18 protein-coding genes are annotated in these 20,605 nt (G+C 49.5%); 13 read left to right on the top strand and 5 right to left on the bottom strand.

Features of this window, described 5'->3' with window-relative positions:
• Window positions 1–110: 110 nt before the first annotated feature.
• The 5 genes from ACJJIW_RS18615 to ACJJIW_RS18595 all read left to right on the top strand — a co-directional run bounded on the left by ACJJIW_RS18615 (window position 111) and on the right by ACJJIW_RS18595 (window position 4,285).
• A complete protein-coding gene (locus tag ACJJIW_RS18615) occupies window positions 111–881 on the top strand; it encodes an AAA family ATPase (protein ID WP_444936030.1) in 771 nt (256 codons plus the stop codon).
• Window positions 882–940: 59 nt separating this feature from the next.
• Window positions 941–2,103, top strand: a protein-coding gene (locus ACJJIW_RS18610; protein WP_282932943.1) for an IS3 family transposase whose coding sequence is annotated in 2 segments (ribosomal slippage) — window positions 941–1,199 and window positions 1,199–2,103 — 1,164 coding nt in all. Because the reading frame shifts where the segments join, the coding sequence is not laid out codon by codon here.
• A 213-nt stretch (window positions 2,104–2,316) separates the two neighbouring features.
• The gene (locus tag ACJJIW_RS18605; RefSeq protein WP_444936029.1) at window positions 2,317–2,817 is read left to right on the top strand and encodes a hypothetical protein; all 501 of its coding nucleotides are present in this window, start codon (window positions 2,317–2,319) and stop codon (window positions 2,815–2,817) included.
• A gap of 84 nt (window positions 2,818–2,901) precedes the next feature.
• The gene (locus ACJJIW_RS18600) at window positions 2,902–3,804 is read left to right on the top strand and encodes an endonuclease/exonuclease/phosphatase family protein (protein ID WP_444936028.1); all 903 of its coding nucleotides are present in this window, start codon (window positions 2,902–2,904) and stop codon (window positions 3,802–3,804) included.
• A 1-nt stretch (window position 3,805) separates the two neighbouring features.
• Entirely contained in the window at window positions 3,806–4,285 is a 480-nt protein-coding gene (locus ACJJIW_RS18595; protein WP_444936027.1) for a hypothetical protein, read from the top strand.
• 366 nt (window positions 4,286–4,651) lie between these two features.
• Here ACJJIW_RS18595 and ACJJIW_RS18590 read toward each other — a convergent pair whose 3' ends face one another.
• From ACJJIW_RS18590 to murI, 3 genes are all read right to left on the bottom strand, one after another.
• A complete protein-coding gene (locus ACJJIW_RS18590; RefSeq protein ID WP_444936026.1) occupies window positions 4,652–8,110 on the bottom strand; it encodes a UvrD-helicase domain-containing protein in 3,459 nt (1,152 codons plus the stop codon).
• On the bottom strand, window positions 8,107–10,806 hold the full coding sequence (locus ACJJIW_RS18585; protein WP_444936025.1) for a PD-(D/E)XK nuclease family protein: 2,700 nt from the start codon (window positions 10,804–10,806) through the stop codon (window positions 8,107–8,109). The genes ACJJIW_RS18590 and ACJJIW_RS18585 overlap by 4 nt, the downstream gene beginning before the upstream one ends.
• A 98-nt stretch (window positions 10,807–10,904) precedes the next feature.
• Window positions 10,905–11,738, bottom strand: a complete 834-nt coding sequence (murI, locus tag ACJJIW_RS18580) for a glutamate racemase (RefSeq protein ID WP_444936024.1) — start codon at window positions 11,736–11,738, stop codon at window positions 10,905–10,907.
• A 155-nt stretch (window positions 11,739–11,893) separates the two neighbouring features.
• Between murI and ACJJIW_RS18575 the strand changes: the two genes are divergently transcribed.
• The 7 genes from ACJJIW_RS18575 to ACJJIW_RS18545 all read left to right on the top strand — a co-directional run bounded on the left by ACJJIW_RS18575 (window position 11,894) and on the right by ACJJIW_RS18545 (window position 17,036).
• Window positions 11,894–13,372: a DNA recombination protein RmuC gene (locus tag ACJJIW_RS18575; RefSeq protein WP_444936023.1), complete on the top strand. Its 1,479-nt coding sequence runs from the start codon at window positions 11,894–11,896 to the stop codon at window positions 13,370–13,372.
• 6 nt (window positions 13,373–13,378) lie between these two features.
• Complete coding sequence (locus tag ACJJIW_RS18570) at window positions 13,379–14,308, top strand: AEC family transporter (RefSeq protein WP_444936022.1); 930 nt, start codon at window positions 13,379–13,381, stop codon at window positions 14,306–14,308.
• Complete coding sequence (locus ACJJIW_RS18565) at window positions 14,308–14,772, top strand: DUF2489 domain-containing protein (protein WP_282932600.1); 465 nt, start codon at window positions 14,308–14,310, stop codon at window positions 14,770–14,772. Before ACJJIW_RS18570 ends, ACJJIW_RS18565 begins: the two co-directional genes overlap by 1 nt.
• A 232-nt stretch (window positions 14,773–15,004) precedes the next feature.
• Window positions 15,005–15,202 carry a hypothetical protein gene (locus ACJJIW_RS18560; protein WP_444936021.1) on the top strand — a complete coding sequence of 66 codons (198 nt, stop codon included), beginning with the start codon at window positions 15,005–15,007 and terminating at the stop codon, window positions 15,200–15,202.
• Window positions 15,203–15,591: 389 nt separating this feature from the next.
• Window positions 15,592–16,041, top strand: coding sequence for a hypothetical protein (locus ACJJIW_RS18555; protein WP_444936020.1), 450 nt, complete (start codon window positions 15,592–15,594; stop codon window positions 16,039–16,041).
• Between the two features lie 111 nt (window positions 16,042–16,152).
• Entirely contained in the window at window positions 16,153–16,647 is a 495-nt protein-coding gene (locus ACJJIW_RS18550; RefSeq protein ID WP_282932603.1) for a hypothetical protein, read from the top strand.
• A 68-nt stretch (window positions 16,648–16,715) separates the two neighbouring features.
• Window positions 16,716–17,036 carry a hypothetical protein gene (locus ACJJIW_RS18545; RefSeq protein WP_444936019.1) on the top strand — a complete coding sequence of 107 codons (321 nt, stop codon included), beginning with the start codon at window positions 16,716–16,718 and terminating at the stop codon, window positions 17,034–17,036.
• A gap of 306 nt (window positions 17,037–17,342) precedes the next feature.
• Here ACJJIW_RS18545 and ACJJIW_RS18540 read toward each other — a convergent pair whose 3' ends face one another.
• Window positions 17,343–17,765: a hypothetical protein gene (locus ACJJIW_RS18540; RefSeq protein WP_444893726.1), complete on the bottom strand. Its 423-nt coding sequence runs from the start codon at window positions 17,763–17,765 to the stop codon at window positions 17,343–17,345.
• Between the two features lie 757 nt (window positions 17,766–18,522).
• Between ACJJIW_RS18540 and ACJJIW_RS18535 the strand changes: the two genes are divergently transcribed.
• The gene (locus ACJJIW_RS18535) at window positions 18,523–19,326 is read left to right on the top strand and encodes an amidohydrolase family protein (RefSeq protein WP_444893727.1); all 804 of its coding nucleotides are present in this window, start codon (window positions 18,523–18,525) and stop codon (window positions 19,324–19,326) included.
• 69 nt (window positions 19,327–19,395) lie between these two features.
• On the opposite strand, the gene ACJJIW_RS18530 is transcribed toward ACJJIW_RS18535, so the two are convergent.
• A complete protein-coding gene (locus tag ACJJIW_RS18530) occupies window positions 19,396–20,565 on the bottom strand; it encodes a cation:proton antiporter domain-containing protein (RefSeq protein WP_282932607.1) in 1,170 nt (389 codons plus the stop codon).
• Window positions 20,566–20,605 lie beyond the last annotated feature (40 nt).

Here is a 20,605-nt window from a genome sequence, read left to right as displayed (position 1 = left end):
CAGTCTTGGCTTCAGTCAGGTTTTTGCACATACTATGTAAGCTTTATAATCGATCTATAAATTTTTAGATGGGTGCTTGACCTTTGATGTCTTAAAAAGGAAAATTATAAATGCCGGACCCCAAAAAGAAGATTCAGGCAAAATATAGTATTAAGAATAGATACAAAAATTTTGGAGCTTGCTTAAGGAAGATCGAGATTCACGGATTTAGAGAAATTAATAACCTAGACTTCGAGGTTGACTCGCCTATTACAGCCGTTTCTGGGTTAAATGGAGCTGGTAAGAGTACGTTAGGTCAGCTGGCAGTATGTGCGTACAAACAGCCAACCACTGCAAGAGATTATAAAAGGCAGTATATAAAAGACTTCTTTCCGGTTTCCAAAGCCGATCCTACACCGATCTCTGACGATGCCAAGGTAATATATCATTATGAAACAGATGATTATACAGCGCCTCAAATGCTAACAGTTGCTCGAGCTAAATCTGCGTGGTCTGGTTATAAACGACAGCCTGAAAGACATTGTTACTATATAGGTTTTACAGTATATATCCCTAAGGTTGAAAGGCGGGATTTGAGTATTTATGGAGCTAAAACCTTAGAGTTGACTGAGAAAAGAGAAATTGATTCAGAGGTCGTTTCAAAACTTGCAAGAGTGCTTGGACATAGATATGACGATATCGTATTTCAAGGGCTATCACATAAGAAGAAAGCTTCGGAAATTGGCATAGCAACAAGGCTTGGTTACTCTTATTCAGAGAATCACATGGGGTTTGGAGAAGGAAGAGTTCTTTACACTATTGATAAGTTGGAGAACAGCCCTGAACATAGTTTATTTGTGTTAGAAGAGCCGGAAACCTCGTTACATGAAAGTGCTCAGTGATCCTACCCACCAACGACGGACACTCTCTTAAGCGATAAACTACGCAGCAGAGGTGCTCTATGACAAGATCAAATAAACCAACCAAAACCACTCGTAAACAGTACTCAGAGGAGTATAGAAAGGATGCCCTAGCACTTGCGCTCAAAGTTGGGGTAAGCGTTGCCGCTAAACAGCTTGGGTTACATCCTTCTCAGATTTACGGATGGCGAAGCAAGGCTAAGTTACATCAGAGCCGAGGGGATGCCGAGAGAGAGCTGGCCACAGAGAATGCTCGCCTTAAGCGGCAGCTGGCTGAGCAGGCAGAGGAGCTGGCGATCTTAAAAAAGGCCGCAGCGTACTTTGCAAAGAGCCTGAAATGAGGTACGCCTTCATGCAAATGCACAGGCATGAATTCAGCATAAAAGCGATGGCCAAGGTATTGAACGTATCTCGCAGTGGGTTTTACGACTGGGTGTCAAGATCGGCCGGCCAATCCAGGTACCAGCAGTACCGAATGCAGCTCGATAGCTTGGTACAGCAGCGCTTTATAGCCAGTAAAGAACGTAGTGGCTCTCCTCGCCTGACGAAGGAGTTGGCCAGTGAGGGGAGTAAATATAATCAAAAAACAATTGCTGCCAGCATGCGTCGACAGGGCCTACGGGCTAAAGCCGCCAAGAGATATAAAGCCACAACCTATTCAAAACATGGCCTGCCAGTAGCTCCAAATCTGCTCGAGCAGAACTTCAATGCTGAAGGGCCGAATCAGAAATGGGCTGGGGATATAACCTACCTGAGAACGGAAGAAGGTTGGTTATATCTGGCTGTAGTGATAGACCTATATAGTCGGCTAGTTATTGGTTGGGCGATGTCAGAAACGATGACAGCTACATTGGTCTGTGACGCTCTTCAAATGGCTTTATGGCGACGTAAGAAACCTACGAATGTTATCGTGCATACTGACAGGGGAAGCCAGTATTGCTCTAAAGATTATCAATCTTTGATTACAGCTTATGGTCTGCGGTGCAGCATGAGCGCCAAAGGTAATTGCTATGATAACGCTTGTGCAGAAACATTCTTTCACTCACTTAAGGTAGAAGCAATCCATGGTAACCGCTTTCCCACAAGGTGCCTCATGCGAGAGACCGTATTTGAGTATATAGAGATAGACTACAATCGAAATCGCTTACACAGCGCCAATGGCTATCTCAGCCCTGAGGCGTTTGAGGAACAACTAGTCGCTTAGTGGTGTGTCCGTTGTTGATGGGTAGGATCACAGTATGAGTTTACTAAGTACCTCATAGATGTATGTAATAGACGGCACCATCAAATAATACTTTCCACTCATTCGAGTGCCATCCTTAATGCATTACCATCTGATGCAAGAAAATTACTAATAAGGAATGAAGATGGGGTAAGGATAAGCAATAAGATTTCTACAACTCATGCAAGATCTATTTTGTCGGGTGGCCATGCCAGAGAGCTAGATATATGTGTTGAGGATGAATTTGCTAAGATTTTACTTAAGGAGATAATCCGGTCTAAAAGAAAGGAATTATTGAAGGCAATAGCGGTGCATGGTGTTGGTGACAAGGATGCAGTAAGAGTGGCAAAAGATATACTAACTTCCACAGGAAAGAAAGCTATAGCAATACGTGACCCAGATGTAGGGGAGGATCCTGTAAAAGGCTTGTATAAATTTCCTGGTGAGATGCCGCCAGAGAAAGAAGTTTTTCTTAATAATGAAGTGCAAAACTTTTTTAGAGATGAATATGATCTAGATATTCCTTGGTTACTTGAAAGAGATGAAATTGAAGATCATCATGATATTTCATCAGCATTAGCTAAAGAGGCTGAAGGAAGTAAAGAATATTTCGAAACTATTGCTATTAGGGAATATGTAAATGTCGTCAACAATGAATTCGATGATCTAATCGGTAAGATCGAACATGCGCTTTAAGATAGTTATAATATGACATATGATATTACAGTTTTTTTTGATTATAAAATAGCTGAATTCTACAGGTTTGGGATGAAGAGGTAGATGAATTTATCTTTTTTGTGGTGGAATACAAGTCTTTCCCCTGCTGGTAAGGATCGATCAAGCTTGGAGCATAAGAAGCATGTTAGAAATATCATTAATATGTTCACTACTGAGTTGCATATAGACTTCATTACACTTGGTGAAGTTTCTGATCTTGATATTAATGAGATAGTTAAAAACTGTCAGACAAAAGACTATGAAGTCTATAGAGGGTTTGAAAAGGCTGGGCGAGCTTATTTCGATACATGTGTACTTTATAGAAGAGATAAGTTCAAATTAATTGATTCTATGCGTGTAACTGCCTCAAAAGGCGGTAGAGTATTCAAGATTGCTCAAAGACTAGATTTGATGTTTTGTGAGCACGAGGTTCCATTACACATATTCATATCTCATTGGCCTAGCAGGCTACATATGAAGCCCAATGATCCAGAGCGCGCATTGCTTGGGATGAAGTTAAGAGATTCAATTGATTCGCTTATAGAAACCTATAAAGATGATGCAACGTTTATCCTTTTAGGTGATTACAATGATGAACCTTTTGATCAATCTCTTGCTGAGCATTTAATGGCCACCCGAGATAGGGGGCTAGTTAATAGTAAGAGCCACCTTCTTTATAATCCATTTTGGAGACGAATTGGCCATTACGAACCATATACATCTGACTCTGATCAGGATCACTATTATGAATGTGGTACTTATTATCATAGAGCTGGAACCATTTCTCGGTGGAGAACTTTTGATCAGATAATATTCTCTTCAAACTTTTTGGGGCGCTCTGATTGGCATATTAATGAGAGGTTAACAACAATATTGGATATCCCATTTTATAAGGATCTCGTAATAAACCCTAAAGAGCATTTTGATCATTTCCCTGTTTTAGGTGTAATTGAAAAGGCAGCATAGTATGATAGATTTTACCAAATCATTTAATAAAGGAATCCAATCTGCTGAAATAGCTGATTCTAATAAGTTGGAAATAGGCTCAGTCTTTGAGGAACTTAATAGGCAGCTGGAATCTGTTTCGCACGGTAAAATCAGGATAAGTAGAGAGAAATTCTATGAGCCTACACATCCTTTGAAAGTGGCACTGTTCGAGCCTAAGAAATACTATCTGGCAATTGCAGCAGAAAATCCAAAAGCAGAAAGTTCAGTGACTAAAGAGCTAGCAAAGTGGCAGATGGATCGGGCAGGCTATCCGTGTAAAATTACTCTTGGTTCAGATGAGATTTACTGTGAAGACAAGGGTGCATTGGAATACGGGCTTTCGGAGGTCCTTCAGGACCCAGTTGTTGGCGATATTTTGCACAAGTTAATGAATCTCCCGGAAAAGAATGAGCTATTGCTCGATGAAAAAGGTGGATCCCCTCCGGAAGAAAATGCCTAGATTTTATTTTTTGATAATTTACTTTGTGAGCTTCTAGTACGGAAATTTTACTTTTAATTGTGTGCAAAAGCTGCAAAGTAAATTATGCAGGACAGTAATTTTTTGGTTTAAGAATTTATGCACAAAAAAAGCAAGTTTTTAAATGTGTATTTAATAGAAGCCTTATATACGGAGTTTTGTAGTTTCCTCTAAATGTTTCTCTTTTTTCTCACTAGTGATTTAGGATGTAGCTGAAAATCCCTTTAATTCAGGATGATTTAAAGGGTTGGTCCGAGCTTTTAGGGTTTCATATATCACGATATATTCCTTGCGATTCCTATAACTAATTACAACAGTGAGCCTGTCACTATGCTATCTATATCCACCCTAACCCAACTCCACCAACCTCTGCATCAACGGAAAATACAGCGCACACCGAATATTCCGCTCTCCCCGCGCATAAAAGAGCTTGCGGTAATTCTCCAACTGATTCCGGTACTGCTCCAGCTGAGCCGCAATAAACTCTTCCTGGCTTTCTTCACCACTGGGCTCTGCGGTTTTGTAGTCGACAATCCAACGAGTGCCTTCGTTATCGATAAAAGTGCGGTCGACAATAGAACGTCTTAATTGTCGGCCACCGCTGTGGAGTTCCAGTTCGCAGGCGGATTCTCTTAATGATCCATCCAATAACCAGCGACCGGTGGGGCAGTTGAGGCTGTTGCGTACGGCGATCTCCACTTTCTCAGCAGCGCGGTCCAGGCTGGTGGCAGATAGCCCCAACTGTTTCAGGCGCAGTTGCCATAGGGGGCGCTGGGCTTCCAGTTTGCTGGGTGTCCAGTCGTTGATATTGGTCTCGGCAATGGTGGCGAGGGTTTCATGGGCTACGGTGCCGGCGTGTTTGAGCCAGCGCAGGGCTACCTGGCCCAGCTCGGGAATATTGTCTTCTTCCTCAGTTTTGGGTTGGTAGTCTGGCATGCGGTATTGGGCCAGCCATTCCTGTCGGGGCATGGCCGGGGGTTGCCATTGGTTGGGCAGGCGTAACAGGTAGTCGTGATCTCTGCTGGCTTCGTCCTGGTTTAGCAAGGCTTCTTCCGCTTCCAGCCAGTGGCACCAGTCGCTTTCCTGGTGGTGCAAAACACTGGGCCAGATACCGGCGAGTAGGGCGGCGCTGCCGGGGGCTTTTAGGTGGCCCTTTTTTTCATCCCGGTTGATGCAGGCTAAAAGATGCAGCGAGCGGATGGCGCGGGTGCAGCCTACATACAACAGGCGCGTGCCTTCCAGGCGTTCGCGTTCGCTGTTGTCGTGCTTCAGGTATTCAAAAACCGGGTCGCGGCCGCCGCGCGCATTTTTAGGAGCGAGCAGGAAGCGGCTTTCGCCTTCGCGGTTGAGCCATTCGCTCCAGCGCAGCAGTTGATCGCTGCCGGGTTTGCCGCCCTGATCCAGGCCTGGGATCAGTACGTGTTCGAATTCCAGCCCTTTGGATTTGTGAATGGTCATCACCTGCACTTTGGCATCCTGGGCGGGGCGGGCGTAGAGCTGTTCCAGGGCCAGGGTGAACTGTTGCCAGTCGGTAATGGCTCCGCCGATATCGAAGGCTTCTAATAATTGCAGAAAATCCTGCACATTATTCAGGTCAGATTTTTGTGCAACGGTGGCGGGGCCGCCCAGTTCCAGCCAGAGGCCTTCAATCCAGGTGCGCAGGGGTTTGCGGCCGCGCTGTTGCCAGGCGTGCAGCAGTTTGGGAGCCACTTGGGCCAGGCGTGTGCGCCCTTCATCGCTGAGCAGGGCGATATCGTCTACTTCCTGCAAGGCCATTAATAGTGGGCGCGCGCTGGTATCGGTTACGGTGATATCTCCATTGCCCCAGTTGGCCAGGGTATAGAGATCTGGTAGCTGAAGTCCGCACCAGGGGGCGCGGAGTACGGCCAGCCAGCTGATGCGGTCGCTGGGGTCGAGCAGGGCGCGGGTGAGGCTGAGTAAATCCAACACCACCATTTTACTGGCGAGCGGCGCCAGCTCTGGGGCCTGGAAGGCGATATTGGCGGCGCTTAGGGCCGGCAGAATTTTTTGCAGGTGTTTTTTCTTGCGCACCAGAATAGCGATGCGGCTCTCCGGATCTTGCGCTTGTAATTGCTGCACCAGTTCAACCGCTTGAGTGGCTTCGCGGTTGCGGTCTTCATCATCGATGCAGCCGTAAAAATTTACCGATGGCTCGGCCCATTTGCTGCCTTTAAAAGCTTCGGATTGCAGATAGCGCACGGCGCCGCGACCGATATTGTCTGCTTGCGGGAAGGCCCTCTGGAAAGTCTCGTTGACCCAGTTCACCACTGCACTTTCGGAGCGGAAATTTACCTGGAGATCGAGGGCTTCCAGGGGGACTTCACCGATACCGCGTTTGCGCGCATCTAGGAAAATACCCACGTTGGCATTGCGGAAGCCGTAACAGGACTGCATGCCGTCGCCGACAATAAATAGGGTGCGGCCGTCTCCCTGCTGCCAGCCGGCAGTGAGTTTTTCCAGCAGTTGTAGCTGGGTGTGGGAGGTGTCCTGGAACTCGTCCACCAGAATATGCTGGGTTTGCAGGTCCAGTTTTAGGGCCAGGTCTGTGGGGTTATCGCTATCGCCCAGGGCGATCAGTGCGGCCTGGGCCACTTCGGTATAGTCGGTGGCGCCCAGCTGTTGGAAGACCAGTTTTAATTCTGCGACCAACTTGGGCAGTACCTGGGCGAGCCCTTGCAGCAGTTGCCACTGGCTCTGTTGCAGTCCGCTGGGGAGTTTGCCCACTTCCCGCAGTGCGGATAACAGCGGTTCGTTGCCGGCCAGTTCCGCCAGCAGGTCTTTCATGCGCTGTTTGTATTCTTCGGCGATGGGGCGCTCGGGATCTTTTTTATCCGGCAGGCCAAAACCGAGTTTTTTATTGATACCGCCGCCTTTGCGCAGATCACCGGTGTTGGTGAGGAGCAGGCTGCCGAGGGCGAGCCAGGCGGGCAGGCCGCTGCTGCCTGTGCTGGGGAAATCGTCCAGTTCGGCGAAGAGGCACAGGCCATGGCTGGGGTTTTCCTTTTGTAGATTGCTGCCTGCATAACTGGCCAGCTCCAGCAGTTCCCCGGCATAACTGCCGAGGGCTGTGGTGAGGTCTTGCAGCTTTTCTGCTACCAGTTCGTCGATAACAAAATGGAAATAGTCCTGAGCGCCGTCGAAGTTAACGCTTAAAAGTGGGCCGAGCCATTGCTCGCGCTTATCCAGCAAAATACGCAGCAATTTATTGAGCTGGCCCAGGTCGTTGTCCAGGTGGAGCAGTAATTGCTGTAGGTCTGCGTCTGGGGTTTCGCCATCGAGGTGTTTGAGCAGGTTCACCACGGCCAGTTCGAAGGCGATTTGGGTACGCTCCAGGGGTTCACCCGGTGCGCCCAGGCCACTTTCGATCGGCAGTTGGCTGGCGAGGCTGCGGCAGAGGCCGTCGATGGTTTGAATACGCAGGCGCTGGGGTGTTTGCAGTAGTTCCCATTCCAGTTCGCGATCCCGCTCCAGTAGGGCGCGGGCTAAATCCCAGGTGATGGCATCGTGGGGATTATCTGGCCGGGCTTGGTCGCGGGCGCTGTGCAGGGCGTCGATGAGGCGCTCGCGCATTTCACCGGCGGCTTTGCGGGTGAAGGTAATGGCCAGCACTTCTTCCGGTTGCTGGCAGGCGGCGAGCAACTTTAATACGCGCTGGGTGAGCAGGCCGGTTTTACCGGAGCCCGCCGGGGCAGACACGGCAAAGCTGCGGCTGATATCCAGGGCTTGGCTGCGGGCGTCGGCATCGATGGGGCGGCGCAGGGCGGGAGTGGTCACGACTTCGTTCATTCGGTTATTTGCTCCCTTTCCGGCCAGCGGTTTAGGGGCCGGAGTTCACTGTTGTTATCGGTGGGGCGATCAAAGGCGAGGGTGGCTACACCACTGCGATATTCGGTGGCGAGGGATTCCAGGCTGTAGCGCCAGTGCTCCACCAGATTGCTCCAGGTGCCGTAGGGGGATTCCTTTTCGGTATCGCCCACGGCTTTTATGCCGGTAATGGGGTGCTCCAAATCTCCGCAGCCATTCCATTTGCAGTCGCCGTTGCGCACCTGGCCGAAGGCGATGGCGTGGGCGTCCGGTTGGAAGAGGGCGTAGAGCGGCAGCTGGGGTTCGCGGATGCGCTGGGTAAGCCAGTCGCGAATACTGGGGATACCGGTTTTGTAATCGATTACCAGTTGTTCGCCGCTGGCGAGTTGGTCCAGTCGGTCCAGGCGCAGGTTAAAGTGCAGCCCGCCGATTTCCACGGCTTGTTCCCATTCGACTTTTTCTACGGAGAAATTGGGCCTGTCCAGTTCCACGGACAGCCATTGTTGCAGCAGGCGCTCCAGGCGCTGCTTTTCCATGGCCCAAAATCCAATAGGCAGGTGATTGTATTTTTTGCGCACACTGCCGAGGGAGCGCTCCACCGCGCGTTCGATTTGCGCTTGACGTTGCTCGTCGTCCATAGCTTGCAGTTGTGCGAGGGTGCCGCACTGTTGCCAGAATTCCGCCAGCACCTGGTGCACCACATTGCCACGCTCGGCGGGGCCGAGGCCGATATCCGGTTGGGTAAAATTGCTGGCGCCGAGGCGGAAGCGCAACTGCGCATTTAACGGGGACAGGGCCTGGGCCTTGAGTACCGAAGCTCCTCCGCGCACCCGTTCGCATTCGGCGGGTGTGAGTGGCGGTAGCTTTTTGTCTTCGATTTTTTCTAGCTGGCAGGCTTGCGCCAGTTGGCTGTAGTGATGGTGCAGGGCGCCTTCGGCAAAGTGTTGGGCTTGTTGTGGGCTTTCAAACAAGCTGCTCAGGCCTTGCTGCACACCATCTTCTTCGCAGGTGTAACTCACGACGATATCGCCACTGGCATTGAGCAGGTCGGCGGTGAGTTCGCGGGCCAGTTCCAGTTCCCGCTCGGCGCTGGCACGGGGCATCTTCCAGTGTTTTTGCCATTGAATTGGCAGCAGCGGGTTGGGCGCCGGTGCCGGCGGCCACTGCTGTTGGCCGAAACCGACCAGGCGCAGGTGATCGAAGGCGAGGCCGCCGGCTTCCAGTACGCCGAGAATTTGCAGGGGGCCATCGCGGGTTTCCGCCTGGAAGGGGGTGCGGCTGGCAATCTGTCGCAGCAATTGCAGGGCCTGGGTGAGGGGCAGGTTGCCGCCGCAGGCACTGATTGCGGCGAACTCTTCCAGGGTCGACTCCCACTGCATCAGCTGTTGGTACTCCTGGCTATCCGGGTTGCGGCTGCCGGGCCAGTTTAGTGCGCTGAGGGTTTCGGAAAAGCGCGCGGCCCAAATTTCTGCGGGGGCTCGCTGCCAGCGCCGGGCGCGTTCGGCCATTTGCTCCAGCTGGCGGGGCAGTTGCGGTGATTCCAAGTGGAGGACTTCTGCGGTGCGCTCGGCCCAGTAGCGCAGGGTTGCGCCGTCGATGCGGCGAAGTTCCAGTTTTTGTAAACGACGGAACAGGGCGCTGCGCAGCCAGGTTTCACTGTCGTCACCCCAGAAGGGGCTGAACAGGATGTTTTGCAACTGGGGGTAATCCCATTCGTCTTGCAGTAGCGATAGCAATTGTAAAGCGGCGCTGCCGACCGGTGTCTGTGCCAGGGGCGTACCGGCAGAGAAGTTAAACGGCAGTGTGTAGCGCGGTTGCTGCGGGTCCAGGTATTGGGGCTCGAGCACGCGGGAAAATACCGCTTCCACCTGGACGCGGCATTGGCCCAAATTATTCACCACTATACCGACGCTGTGGCCGGGGTTTTCGGCCAATTTCTGCCCGGCCCAAAGGGCTGCCTGGTAGAGTTCTTCATCCAAATCGGCGCAGGCGGCTACGGATAGTTCGCTCTGCTGGGTAAGTCCTGGCCTTTCATTAACAGCTGTTGCACCTGCGTGAATCAGGGCATTGGCGAGGGGCGAAATCTGGGCAAAGCCGGCGGTATCAATTTGCGCGACGGGTTCCAGAATGCCTTCTTGGAATGCGCGCAGGATCAATTGATCGCGCTGGTCTGGCGTGATGGCGCTGTGGGCCTGAAGTTCAGTGGCAAAGGCCTTGATCATGGCGCACAGCGGCAGTTCATCGCTACGCATAGAGAGTGCGAACTGTTCCAGCAGGGGAGTTAGCGCTTCATCTATTTGCGAGAGGTCGGAGATCAGTTGCCATTGGAGTAGCTGCGCCAGGGCGTTATCGGTATCCCGGCACAACTGCTGGCTGTTGAGCAGTTGCCGGTCCAGGGATTCATCCAGGGCGCGCTGCCAGAGTAATTGCCGTTGCTCGCGATTCAATACCTGTTGCAAGGCGGGCTGCCAGTTGCGCTGTTGCAGTTGGAACCAGAGCTTGTCCAGCCAGCTGCGCAAGGATTCCACCGGCGGCGGCATCCAGCAGGCACCGGGCGACTGCTGCGCGGCAAACACCTGTTGGCAGCGGTTGCGCAAACGGTTGTTGGGGGTGAGCAGCAGTCCTCCGGGAGGCAGCTGCGCAAATATTTCGAGAGCGGGAAATGCCGGCTTCAGCATGAATTCGGGTACCGGTTAGGGCTTGTTATTCGGGGAACGGTCGCGGTTTGTGACGGAGCTGTCAACCCAAGTGCGCAGTTCTCATCATTTTGGCGATCTTAGGTGTTGGGTTCGAGGGGTTCAGCAACTGGGGCGAACTCGCTGAAGGCCCGTTCTATATTGCCGGTTAGGTCAACCGTGCTGGTGATCAGGCGGCCAGTGTTTGGGGTATCCGGCAGCATCAGCTCGAGTTCTTCCAGCCACCAGCGCACTCGCCGGGCGATGGCTTCGCCGGAATCCAGCCATTGGATTGAGCGAGGGGCGAACTGGTCCAGTTCTTCCCGCAGCAGGGGAAAGTGGGTGCAGGCCAATACGGCGATATCCACTTGGTCACCGCCGGCGGTGTGGAATACGCGGTGCAAGACCGGCTCCAAATCCTCTGCGGTGATAGCTTCGCCGCGCAGTTTGCTTTCCGCCAGATGCACCAACTCCGGTGCGGGCACATTAATTACCCGGTTGCCGTTGGCAAATTGCTCAATCAGCTCTCGGGTGTAGCGGCGGTTGACGGTGCCTTCAGTGGCAATCAGGGCAATAGTGCGCGAGCGGCTGGCGGCAGCGGCGGGTTTCACAGCGGGCACAACGCCCACTACGGGTTTCTGTAGGGATTCGCGCAGTTGGGGCAAGGCCAGGGTGCTGGCAGTATTACAGCCCACCACTAAAATATCGGCCCCGCAGTGTTCCATCATGGCCTGGGACTGCTGGACGATGCGGGGGCGCAGCTCCTCTTCGCTTTTATTGCCGTAGGGGTAAAAGCCGTTGTCCACACCCAGGTGCAAGGTCAGGCCCGGCACCAGGCGGCGGATCTCCCGCGCAATGCTGATGGCGCCCACGCCGGAATCAAAGATCAGGGCGCTGGGAGCTGGGCTATCTGGGTGGGCGCTGTGTTTGTGCATGCGTTCTGGAGTACCAACATCGAAACCAATCCTCCAAGAATACCTAAAACCCCGTAAAAATTCCCGCTGGGTCTTCTCGGGCGCAAACCTATCCCTTGTTACTGAGGTTATCGGCCGGGCTGGCGCGGGGTACTTTCCAGGGGCAAGCTGGTAGAATGGCGCCTTCGCTTGGGCTATTTCCCGGGCAGGCCAGCGGGCGAGGCCCCTGGCAAAATCCTGATTTATCCATCTCTTTCCAGGTCTGGGAGTACCACTCTATGCCAGCGTTTCCGCTGCAATTGAATGCCGATCATGCGGTGATGGCGGCAGTTGCCATCTTGTTTCTGTTGGGCTTGGTGTTTTGGTTGGCGCGAGCCAGTAGCCGCCGCGCTTTATTGCAAAGCGAAGCCGCTTTGCAGGTGGCTCAGGCGCGTATCGATAGCAGCCGCGAGCGGGAATCCCAACTTGGGGTTGAGGTGGAATCCCTGCGTACCGAGCTGGCGGACAAGCTGCAACAGCTCACGAGAAGCCAGGTGCTGGTAGAAAAAGGGGAGGTGGCCCTGGCGGAGCAGCGCAAGCTGATGGAGCAAATGCGTATTGCCATGGGTGAACAGTTCGAGAATCTGGCCAACCGGATTTTTGAAGAGAAGCAGCAGAGCTTCGTGCGCCGCAGTGAAGACAGCCTGCGCAAAAGTCTCGATCCGCTGGAGCGCCAGCTGGGGGATTTCCGCAAGCGGGTGGAGCATGTCTATGATCGTGAAAATGCCGAGCGCAATAGCCTGCTCGGGCAGATCAAAGCGTTGCGCGAGCAAACCCAGCGCATCAGCGATGAGGCCCTGAACCTGACTTCGGCCCTGAAGGGAGATCGCAAGATCCAGGGTAACTGGGGTGAAGTGGTGCTTGAGCGTTTGCTGGAAGAGTCCGGCTTGCAGAAGGGTCGCGAGTACGAAACACAAGTAACCCTGACGAGCGATGGCCGCAGGCGCCAGCCGGATGTGATTGTGCGCCTGCCGGAAAACAAAGACCTGATTATCGATTCTAAGGTCTCCCTGGTTGATTACGAACGTTACAGCTCGGCGGAAACCGATGAGGAGCGCACCCAAGCCCTGAAACAGCATGTGAATTCCCTGCGCGCCCATATCACCGGCCTTAACAAGAAAGCCTACGAGCAGCTGGAGGGTGTGCGCACCCTGGATTTCGTCTTTATTTTCGTGCCCATTGAAGCTGCGTATATGTTGGCTATGCAAGCGGACCCGGACCTGTTCCGTTTCGCGTATGAGAAGCAAATTGTGTTGGTTAGCCCAACCAGCCTGATGGCGACACTACGCACCGTCGAGAATATCTGGCGCTACGAAAAACAAAATAAGAATGCGGAAAAAATCGCCGACGAGGCCGGCAAGTTGCACGATCAGTTTGCTATGGTGCTGGAGTCACTGGACATTCTTGGTGACCGTCTGCGCCAGGCTGATGACGCTTACCAGCAGACTTACAAGCGATTGGCGACAGGCCGTGGTAACGCGGTGAAGCGTATTGATAGTCTGCGTAAGCTTGGTGCTAAAACCCGTAAACAGATTTCTGCGGACTTAAGGGAGCGAGCGGATCAGCCTGAGGTAAAGGGATTGCCACAGGCTGAGGAAACTACTGCGGAAGAATAACTTTTTATGGAAAATCTTGTATTCGCGCTATCAGTCACAGGGCCGATTTTCCTGGTGATTATTGGCGGATACCTGCTCAAGTATAAAGGGATAGTTCGGGACAGCTTTATTGATGATGCTTCAAGGCTTGTTTTCCACGTAGCTTTGCCGGCACTGCTTTTTATTAATATCTATTCCTCGGATACCAGCCCCGCGCAAGAAATAGACCTACTGGTAGCAGGGGTTCTCGGCACTTTTGTAATGCTCCCGTTGGCATGGTTGCTGGCACGGCCGGTAGCGCCAATGGATCGCAGTGCATTTATCCAGGGAGCCTTTCGTGGAAATGTGGCGATTGTCGGCCTTGCCTGGATCGAAAAAGCCTACGGAAGTGAGGGTGTTTCCAATTCCGCAGGGTTGGTAGCGGCACTTACGATTCAGTTTAATGTTATCGCCGTCGCTCTTTTCGTGCTTTACAATAAGGACAGAAAATTTGGCTGGCGGGTGATGCTGTGGGAGCTGGTCAAGAATCCTCTTATCCTCGGTGTAATCGCAGCCATTGTGTGCCGTTTGTTGGCTGTAAGGTTGCCGGAGGTGCTGCACGATACCATTCAGTATCTTGCATCTGTGGGCTTGCCATTGGGGCTTATTTGTATTGGTGCCAGCATGAAAATGCGAACACTGATGCGCAGTTCCCCTACAGCGCTGGCGGCCTCATTACTTAAACTGGTTGTTGCCCCGATTGTCTGCCTGTTGATTGGTTTGGCATTGGGCATGAGCCCTGAGTACTTGGGATATTTGATCCTGATGACGGGTGCTCCCTGTGCGATCTCGGCCTTTGTAATGGCCCATGCGATGGGCGGGAACAGCCAGCTTACGGCGAATATTGTGGGGCTCAGCACATTGCTTTCTGTTGTTACTGCCAGTATCGGGCTGGCATTGCTAAAGGTGTACTTTTAATGACCGTTTTCCCAACCTGGTTGCTTATTCTTGCAGCAGTAATCATTTTTGCTCTCGCTATTGTGGCTGGCTACTATCTGCGCAAACTATCAGTAGCACAAAAGAAACAGGCCGAACAACTGGCGGAGTTAGAGCAAGCTGCTGAAGATCAGCGCGAAAGAGTAAACGACAGCATCCAGATTATTGCCCGCACCCTGTTGGATGATGGTGTAGGGCTTACCGAAGCTTCGATTCGTATTCGCGTTCTTTTGGATGCACTTCAGGTGGAAGATAAAGTGCGTGAAGAGTTTGTGGCCTTTTACACCATCGCAGAGAAAACCAGTCATATCCCAATTCTCAAAGACTGGAAAGAACTGCCGCGTAAAGAACAGTTCAAATATGAGTTGGAGATGGCGCAAGTAGAGGCGGATTATAAGGATTTTGCGATGGATGCTGCCAAGCGTATTTTGGGGCGTTCTTTTTAGAACTGAGTCATTTCCTGCTTGGGGGTGGCTTTTTGGATCAGCGGGTAGGGGGCTGCCTGCTGATTGAAGAGTATCGTATCGCCAGCCTTCCTCCAGCCCCCTTCATATCACGTCTCCCTCGCCTCCTCACCTTTAGAATGTTATAAGTATCGACTTATAGTATTGTTTTTGTCGAGCTAGCTACCTGCCTAACCATTACCCCTTCAGCTAGCTTCGAATAGAAGCCTGACTTATGACGGAAGAAGTTGGATCGAGAGAGGATCGGTACTGGAAGTATATTTATTCCAGCAAGCTGAGAATTAAGCGACGAGTGCTGCGAATGGAGTGGCTGGCAGTGAGAAGACTTAGTTTTCTGCTGGTTAAGGAAAGATCACTTGATGATTGGTGCTTTGCGACCAGTCTTGTCGTTTCAGCGGCTCAGCATGGATAGGTCCTGAGGGAGCCGATAATATTTTTCAGGTGCCTTTGGAGGCTCATATCGAGTTAAAACCAAGTGGTGAAAAATTCAAGGCTTATCATTTTAGGGTTAACTTTGGTGGGTGTTATTTTGACCTGAAAAGATCCTAATCGATATCGTCACTGAAGTGACAATTATAAATAGATATGGCAGGTGCGACGTGGTTTAAGTGAGCATGCGCAGGCACCAGATAGCCAATAACTGCATAGGTATGAGAGTGGATAAATCAACTATATCGGGCAGGCATTATTGAATGGGAGTTTTCTGTGGTTAAGTGGGGCGCCACCGTTCGTTGAGCGGTGGCGCAATCCGCACTGAAAGGCAATGTTTAGGGTTAAATACGCGTAGAGTTGTATGCAAATATGAAGAAGATATCAGGATCTACATTCTATTTTAAGAGAATTTTTCCAGGTGCGTGGTTTGGTTTTTTGGTGTTTTTTATGGCTTCCTCCATATCTGGAGGCGCGGTTAAAGATTCGTTTATGCTTTTAGTTATGCCGATTTTCATGGCTGTATTTGGCTTTGTCTTTTTTAAGAAGCTGCTGTGGAGTTTGGCTGATGAAGTATACGATGAGGGGGAATCATTGCTCTTTCAAAAAGGGAGGAAGCGGCAAAGAGTTCAACTTAAAGATGTTATTAATATCAACTATGCCCAAATGAACGCGCCGGAGAGAATTGTTTTGCAAGTGCGCACGGAGGGGGATATTGGAAAGGAGTTGGCTTTTATCCCCCCTATGAGACTTAATTTTTTCTCTAAAAGCCCTGTTGTTGAAGATTTAATCGATAGGGTGGATCGTGCCAGGGAGGTCTAGCACAGGTTCTGCTAATTGCTTAACAAGGCTGGGTTAGTTGGTCGGGAAGCTTCGAATGATCGCCGTGCCTTTTGTAAGTAGTGTCGTTGGTTCTTAGGAGAGGGAGCTTCCATGTATAGAAAGAGGGTGTTAGTTGCTTTAGTGATATCTCTGCTTCTGGGTGGTATTGGTTTCAGTTTTAAGCCACTAATAGAATCGTGGAGTATGCCTGCCAATGCTGGTGAGCATTTGATAAGGTTCGACATGGGCGAGCTGAAAGAAAAGCGCTTTGTAATTATAGATAGTGGCTTTGATGGCTATTGGGGGCACTCGTATTTGATTTTAAAAGATAGGGGTGAGGTAAGAGTGTTTCTCTTACTTACACGAGAAAATAGTTATCTGATGCCGTCAAAACATCACTTATGGAGTGCTTCCGGTTATTGCCAAAAGCTTCAGATCAAAGATCAAGTGATTTCTTGTGAAGATGAAGATCTTTATGATTGGCAGAAAGAAGGCTGGAAGTGGAACCTGGAAGGTGAAAACTTATCGAAGCAATTTAGTTCACTTGAGGTTGTCGATTTTGTCAGTGAGGGGCACTTCATTGCTATAGGGAAAAGCAGTGACTAACTATTGGCGGGGTATCGTTTTTATTTTTGTATTGGTGTATATCATTTAAACAAGTGTTGGATTCAAAGATGAAAAAAGAATATGAGATAGGGGTCTTGCAGGAGCTTTTGAAAAGGGAAGAGGATCTTGAGGGGCGACTGAAAATCTATAAGTCAGGTGAGGTTCTTCTTAAAGTTACTGCACTTTTTCTTTGTGTAGTCTCGGCGGTTGCTGTCAGATTTTTTGGGCTGGGTGAGATCTGGGTGTCGGTTTTTACGGTTCCGGCTGGGATAATGATAGGTGTAGGAATTATGCTTGGTAAAGACTGTGAACGACAAAAGCTGATTTCGAGTTACACTGCAGTAGATTCTGCGGCGGTGAAAGATCGGCTCAATACTATAAGTCAATAAATTGACATGAGAAAGTGAGTTTTGCCATGAGCGTCTATAGGCTTTAGCGTGGATGGTTTTAGATAATAATGGATATGTTTTTGTCCTTTATATGGTGAATGATCTTGGGCACTCTGGGGTTGAAGGGGGCATAAGAAAAAACTGTGTCCGCCTATTGGTGCTCAATAGATTGATGAATAACCTGGCTATAAGCAACAACTATAATCCCTTTATACTTTGGATCATAAAAATGTAGCTAAAGTTAACAGCTTAATACTTAGCTACATTTTTAGAGGAAATGAATTTATTGGTATCTAAATGGTATTGTTAGTTGTTCATGTGCCATAGAAGCCATTCATCATTTTGAAATTGACAGTTAAATGTGGCATCACCCGTATCGTCGTCAATCAGGTCAATTTCTACTTCATAAGCGTCTATGTGTTTTTTTGTTGTTACTTTTGCAACTATGTCCCTATTGCAAACATATCGTTCAATTTGATTTGGGTTGTTACCAATAGGGCGTTCATGCTGAGCGCAATATTCGCCGCGGACTATTTGATCAAAAGTTGACTGTCTTATAAAAAGTGTGGTGTTCTTGTCTGTTGAATCTGGTCTTTCTTTATGTTGTGTAATTGCAATACTTCTACGTAAACCTGAATCGCTTAAAACGCCAGCAATCATATTGTTATTTGCTGGGATGGCGTAAAAGTGCTTTATCGCTGTTTCTTGTTTCATTCTTACTAGTGGCATAATATTACTCGATTGATTTCCTGTTGAAGATTAATTGTTGCAGCAGAGGTAGATGCTTGCCTCTAATCGCAATCTATTGTTTGTATCGGTTGTTTTTAATTGGGAATATTTTCACTATTGAATCAGTATTTTATGCCGGTAAAATTCTTAAGGTTTTTCTTTGTTTAGTGCTTCTGTATGCTTGTTGCTAGTGGTGGCTGTGATGGTGCTATTACAATTTCCAAAATTTGATGGGAATGTATTGATGGTTTATGTCGACGTTCTTATTAAGGATGTTGTAGAGCTTAGGGCGGTGCGTTTCAGTGAAATTCAGAAGATCTCAAAGGGAGGGGGGTTAAATATTCGAGAGAGATTCCAGAGGAGTTTACGATTAAATAATTAAAGTGTTCTATTGGTCAATTTTTTGATTTTATTGTCGAATTTTTTATGTGGATATTGGGCCTGAATAAATCCGTCTATTTTTTGTTGGTGTGAATACATGATGTTTGGGGAGAGTTAGGCATAAATAATATTGATGATTGTAGGAGCTTTTAATTCCCCTCTATATCGAAGTGACTTCAGGGTTAGCTAATTTGTTAGGCTTTTTGAAAGATAATGTTTAAGAAGAGTGGGGGCACCTTGATAGTGTTAGCTTAATGGATTGGTCGTGGCGGGTACTGCATTCCACTTAGAGGCAGTCCCAAGGTTACAAGCGAATGGCTTTCATTTTGTCTTAACTCTAACTTGAAGTGCACTTTAAGAGCGGGGAGTTGCTAACATGACGGTGATTGATGTTTGGGCCCAGCATCCTACAGAGCGTTTTCTTGCTGAACCTTTCTTTGATACTTTAAAACGTTGGATGGGGCAGGATTTTAAAGAAGTTCCCCTTGAGTGGACCCTGTCAGCTATGGATATGGCAGGCGTATCCAAGGCATTGATCTCTGCTTGGCATGGACCGAGCGGGGCCTTGATTAGCAATGATGAAGTACTGGATCTTACTTTAACTCATCCTGACAGGTTTTGCGGTCTGGTATCAGTGGACTTGCGAAAGCCGATAGAGGCTGTGCAAACCCTGCGCAAGTATGTTTTGGAGCATGACTTTAAAGGGCTGCGTATTGTGCAGTGGCTCTGGGAGTTGCCTTGTACTCACCCTTTGTATTATCCGCTATATACGGCATGTGTTGAGCTGGATGTGCCAGTTTGTTTGCAAGTGGGTCTTACCGGGCCGTTGCGCAGCTCTGATTCTGGCCGACCGGCTCATATTGAGAGGATTGCTCTCGATTTTCCCGATCTAAAGATTGTCTGCGGCCATATTGGGTATCCTTGGCACAATGAAATGATCGCTTTTGCGACCAAGTTCCCCAATGTTTATATAGATACTTCTGCATATAAGCCGAAACGATACCCCCGTGAGTTGGTTTCATTTATCAAGTCTCACGGTAAAAATAAGGTGATGTTCGGGACCAATTATCCGATGCTCACACCGGAGATGTGTTTAAAGGAGTTGCACCTTCTGGAGTTGGAGGATGGGGTTGCCGAACTCTTCTTATATAAGAATGCTGAGAAGGTGTTTAAGCTTTAGTGAGTTGCCACCATTGTTAGTTGATGGCTGCGCTCTGCTAAACCCCTCTGCTGGAAGAGGCTAAGGGGTTTAGTCTCTTCGCAGTTCATCCTTGATCGCAATGGGATTGGGGAAGTTCATTACCACAATGTAAGATGATACCAGGAAGGTCAGAATTGCTGTCGCCTGGATTAGATGTGAAGCTTCGCTGCCAATCAGGTTTTGTGTATAAGCGAGTAAGGCAATTAATAGTGAAAATTCGCTAATCTGCCCGAGCCGAAACCCAATATCCCACGAGAGCACTTTGTGTTCACTACGATTCCCAAGTAGGAAGTGAAATACAACGGGCTTTATCACCAGTACGGCAGCGGCCGTAACCAGTGCCGGAACTAGGATTTCCGGGAGCATGGCAAGTTCGAATTGCGCTCCCAGACTGAAAAAGAAAAGGATCAAGAAGAAGTCTCGCAATGGTTTAAGACTGAGGGCGATGTACTGTGAAATCCGGCTGGCGGCCAGCGTGATACCACCAATAAATGCACCGATTTCCCTCGAAAGGCCGACAACTTCTGCCAGCTCTGCCATTCCCATGCACCATCCAAGTGCCATTAAGAATACGTATTCGTGGAAGCGATCAAAGCGGGTAAATAGTGGCAATAAAATATATTTTACGATAAGCCAGGCGAAAAGGAGTAGCAGAGGCAGCGATCCAAAGGAGAGAGCCAATTGCCAGATCTGTTCATCACCGGTGTTATCACTCAGCAGTACCATTAGGCAGACTATTGCTACAAAGTCCTGAAAGAGAAGAAGCCCCACCATAAGCTCACCCAGGTGCTTGTGGTGAAGTACCGTCGTGGGAAGGAGCTTGATACCGATAATGGTGCTAGAGAACATCAGCGCCATGCCGATTACCCAGGACTCAACGGTAGTGAACCCAAATAGCAAGCCTATGGCAAAACCGAGGCCGAGGAAGATTGCACAACTAACAACCCCCACAAAAGTAGCTTTGCGCAATACAGATACCAGTGCCTGTGGTTGCATATCCAGCCCCAATAGGAAGAGCAGGAAGATAATTCCAACACTGGACATGTCGGATAGCAGCCGCAGGTTATCGATTACTGCGAATCCTGAAGGGCCTAGTAGAACACCGAGAGCGATGTAGGCGACCAGAAGTGGTTGCCGTCCAAAGAGAGCCAGTGAGGCGACGATTGCTGCGCCACTAAAGATCAAGAAGAATGATTGGAAAAGGGAGCTGTCCGCCACAGGCCATCCTTATGTGTGAGCGAGATTTAACCATTATCCA

The sequence above is a fragment of the Microbulbifer maximicatervae (SeqCode) genome (genome assembly GCF_052467815.1).
The sequence above is the reverse complement of the archived record's forward strand: the minus strand, read 5'-3'. Positions and strand labels throughout refer to the sequence as shown.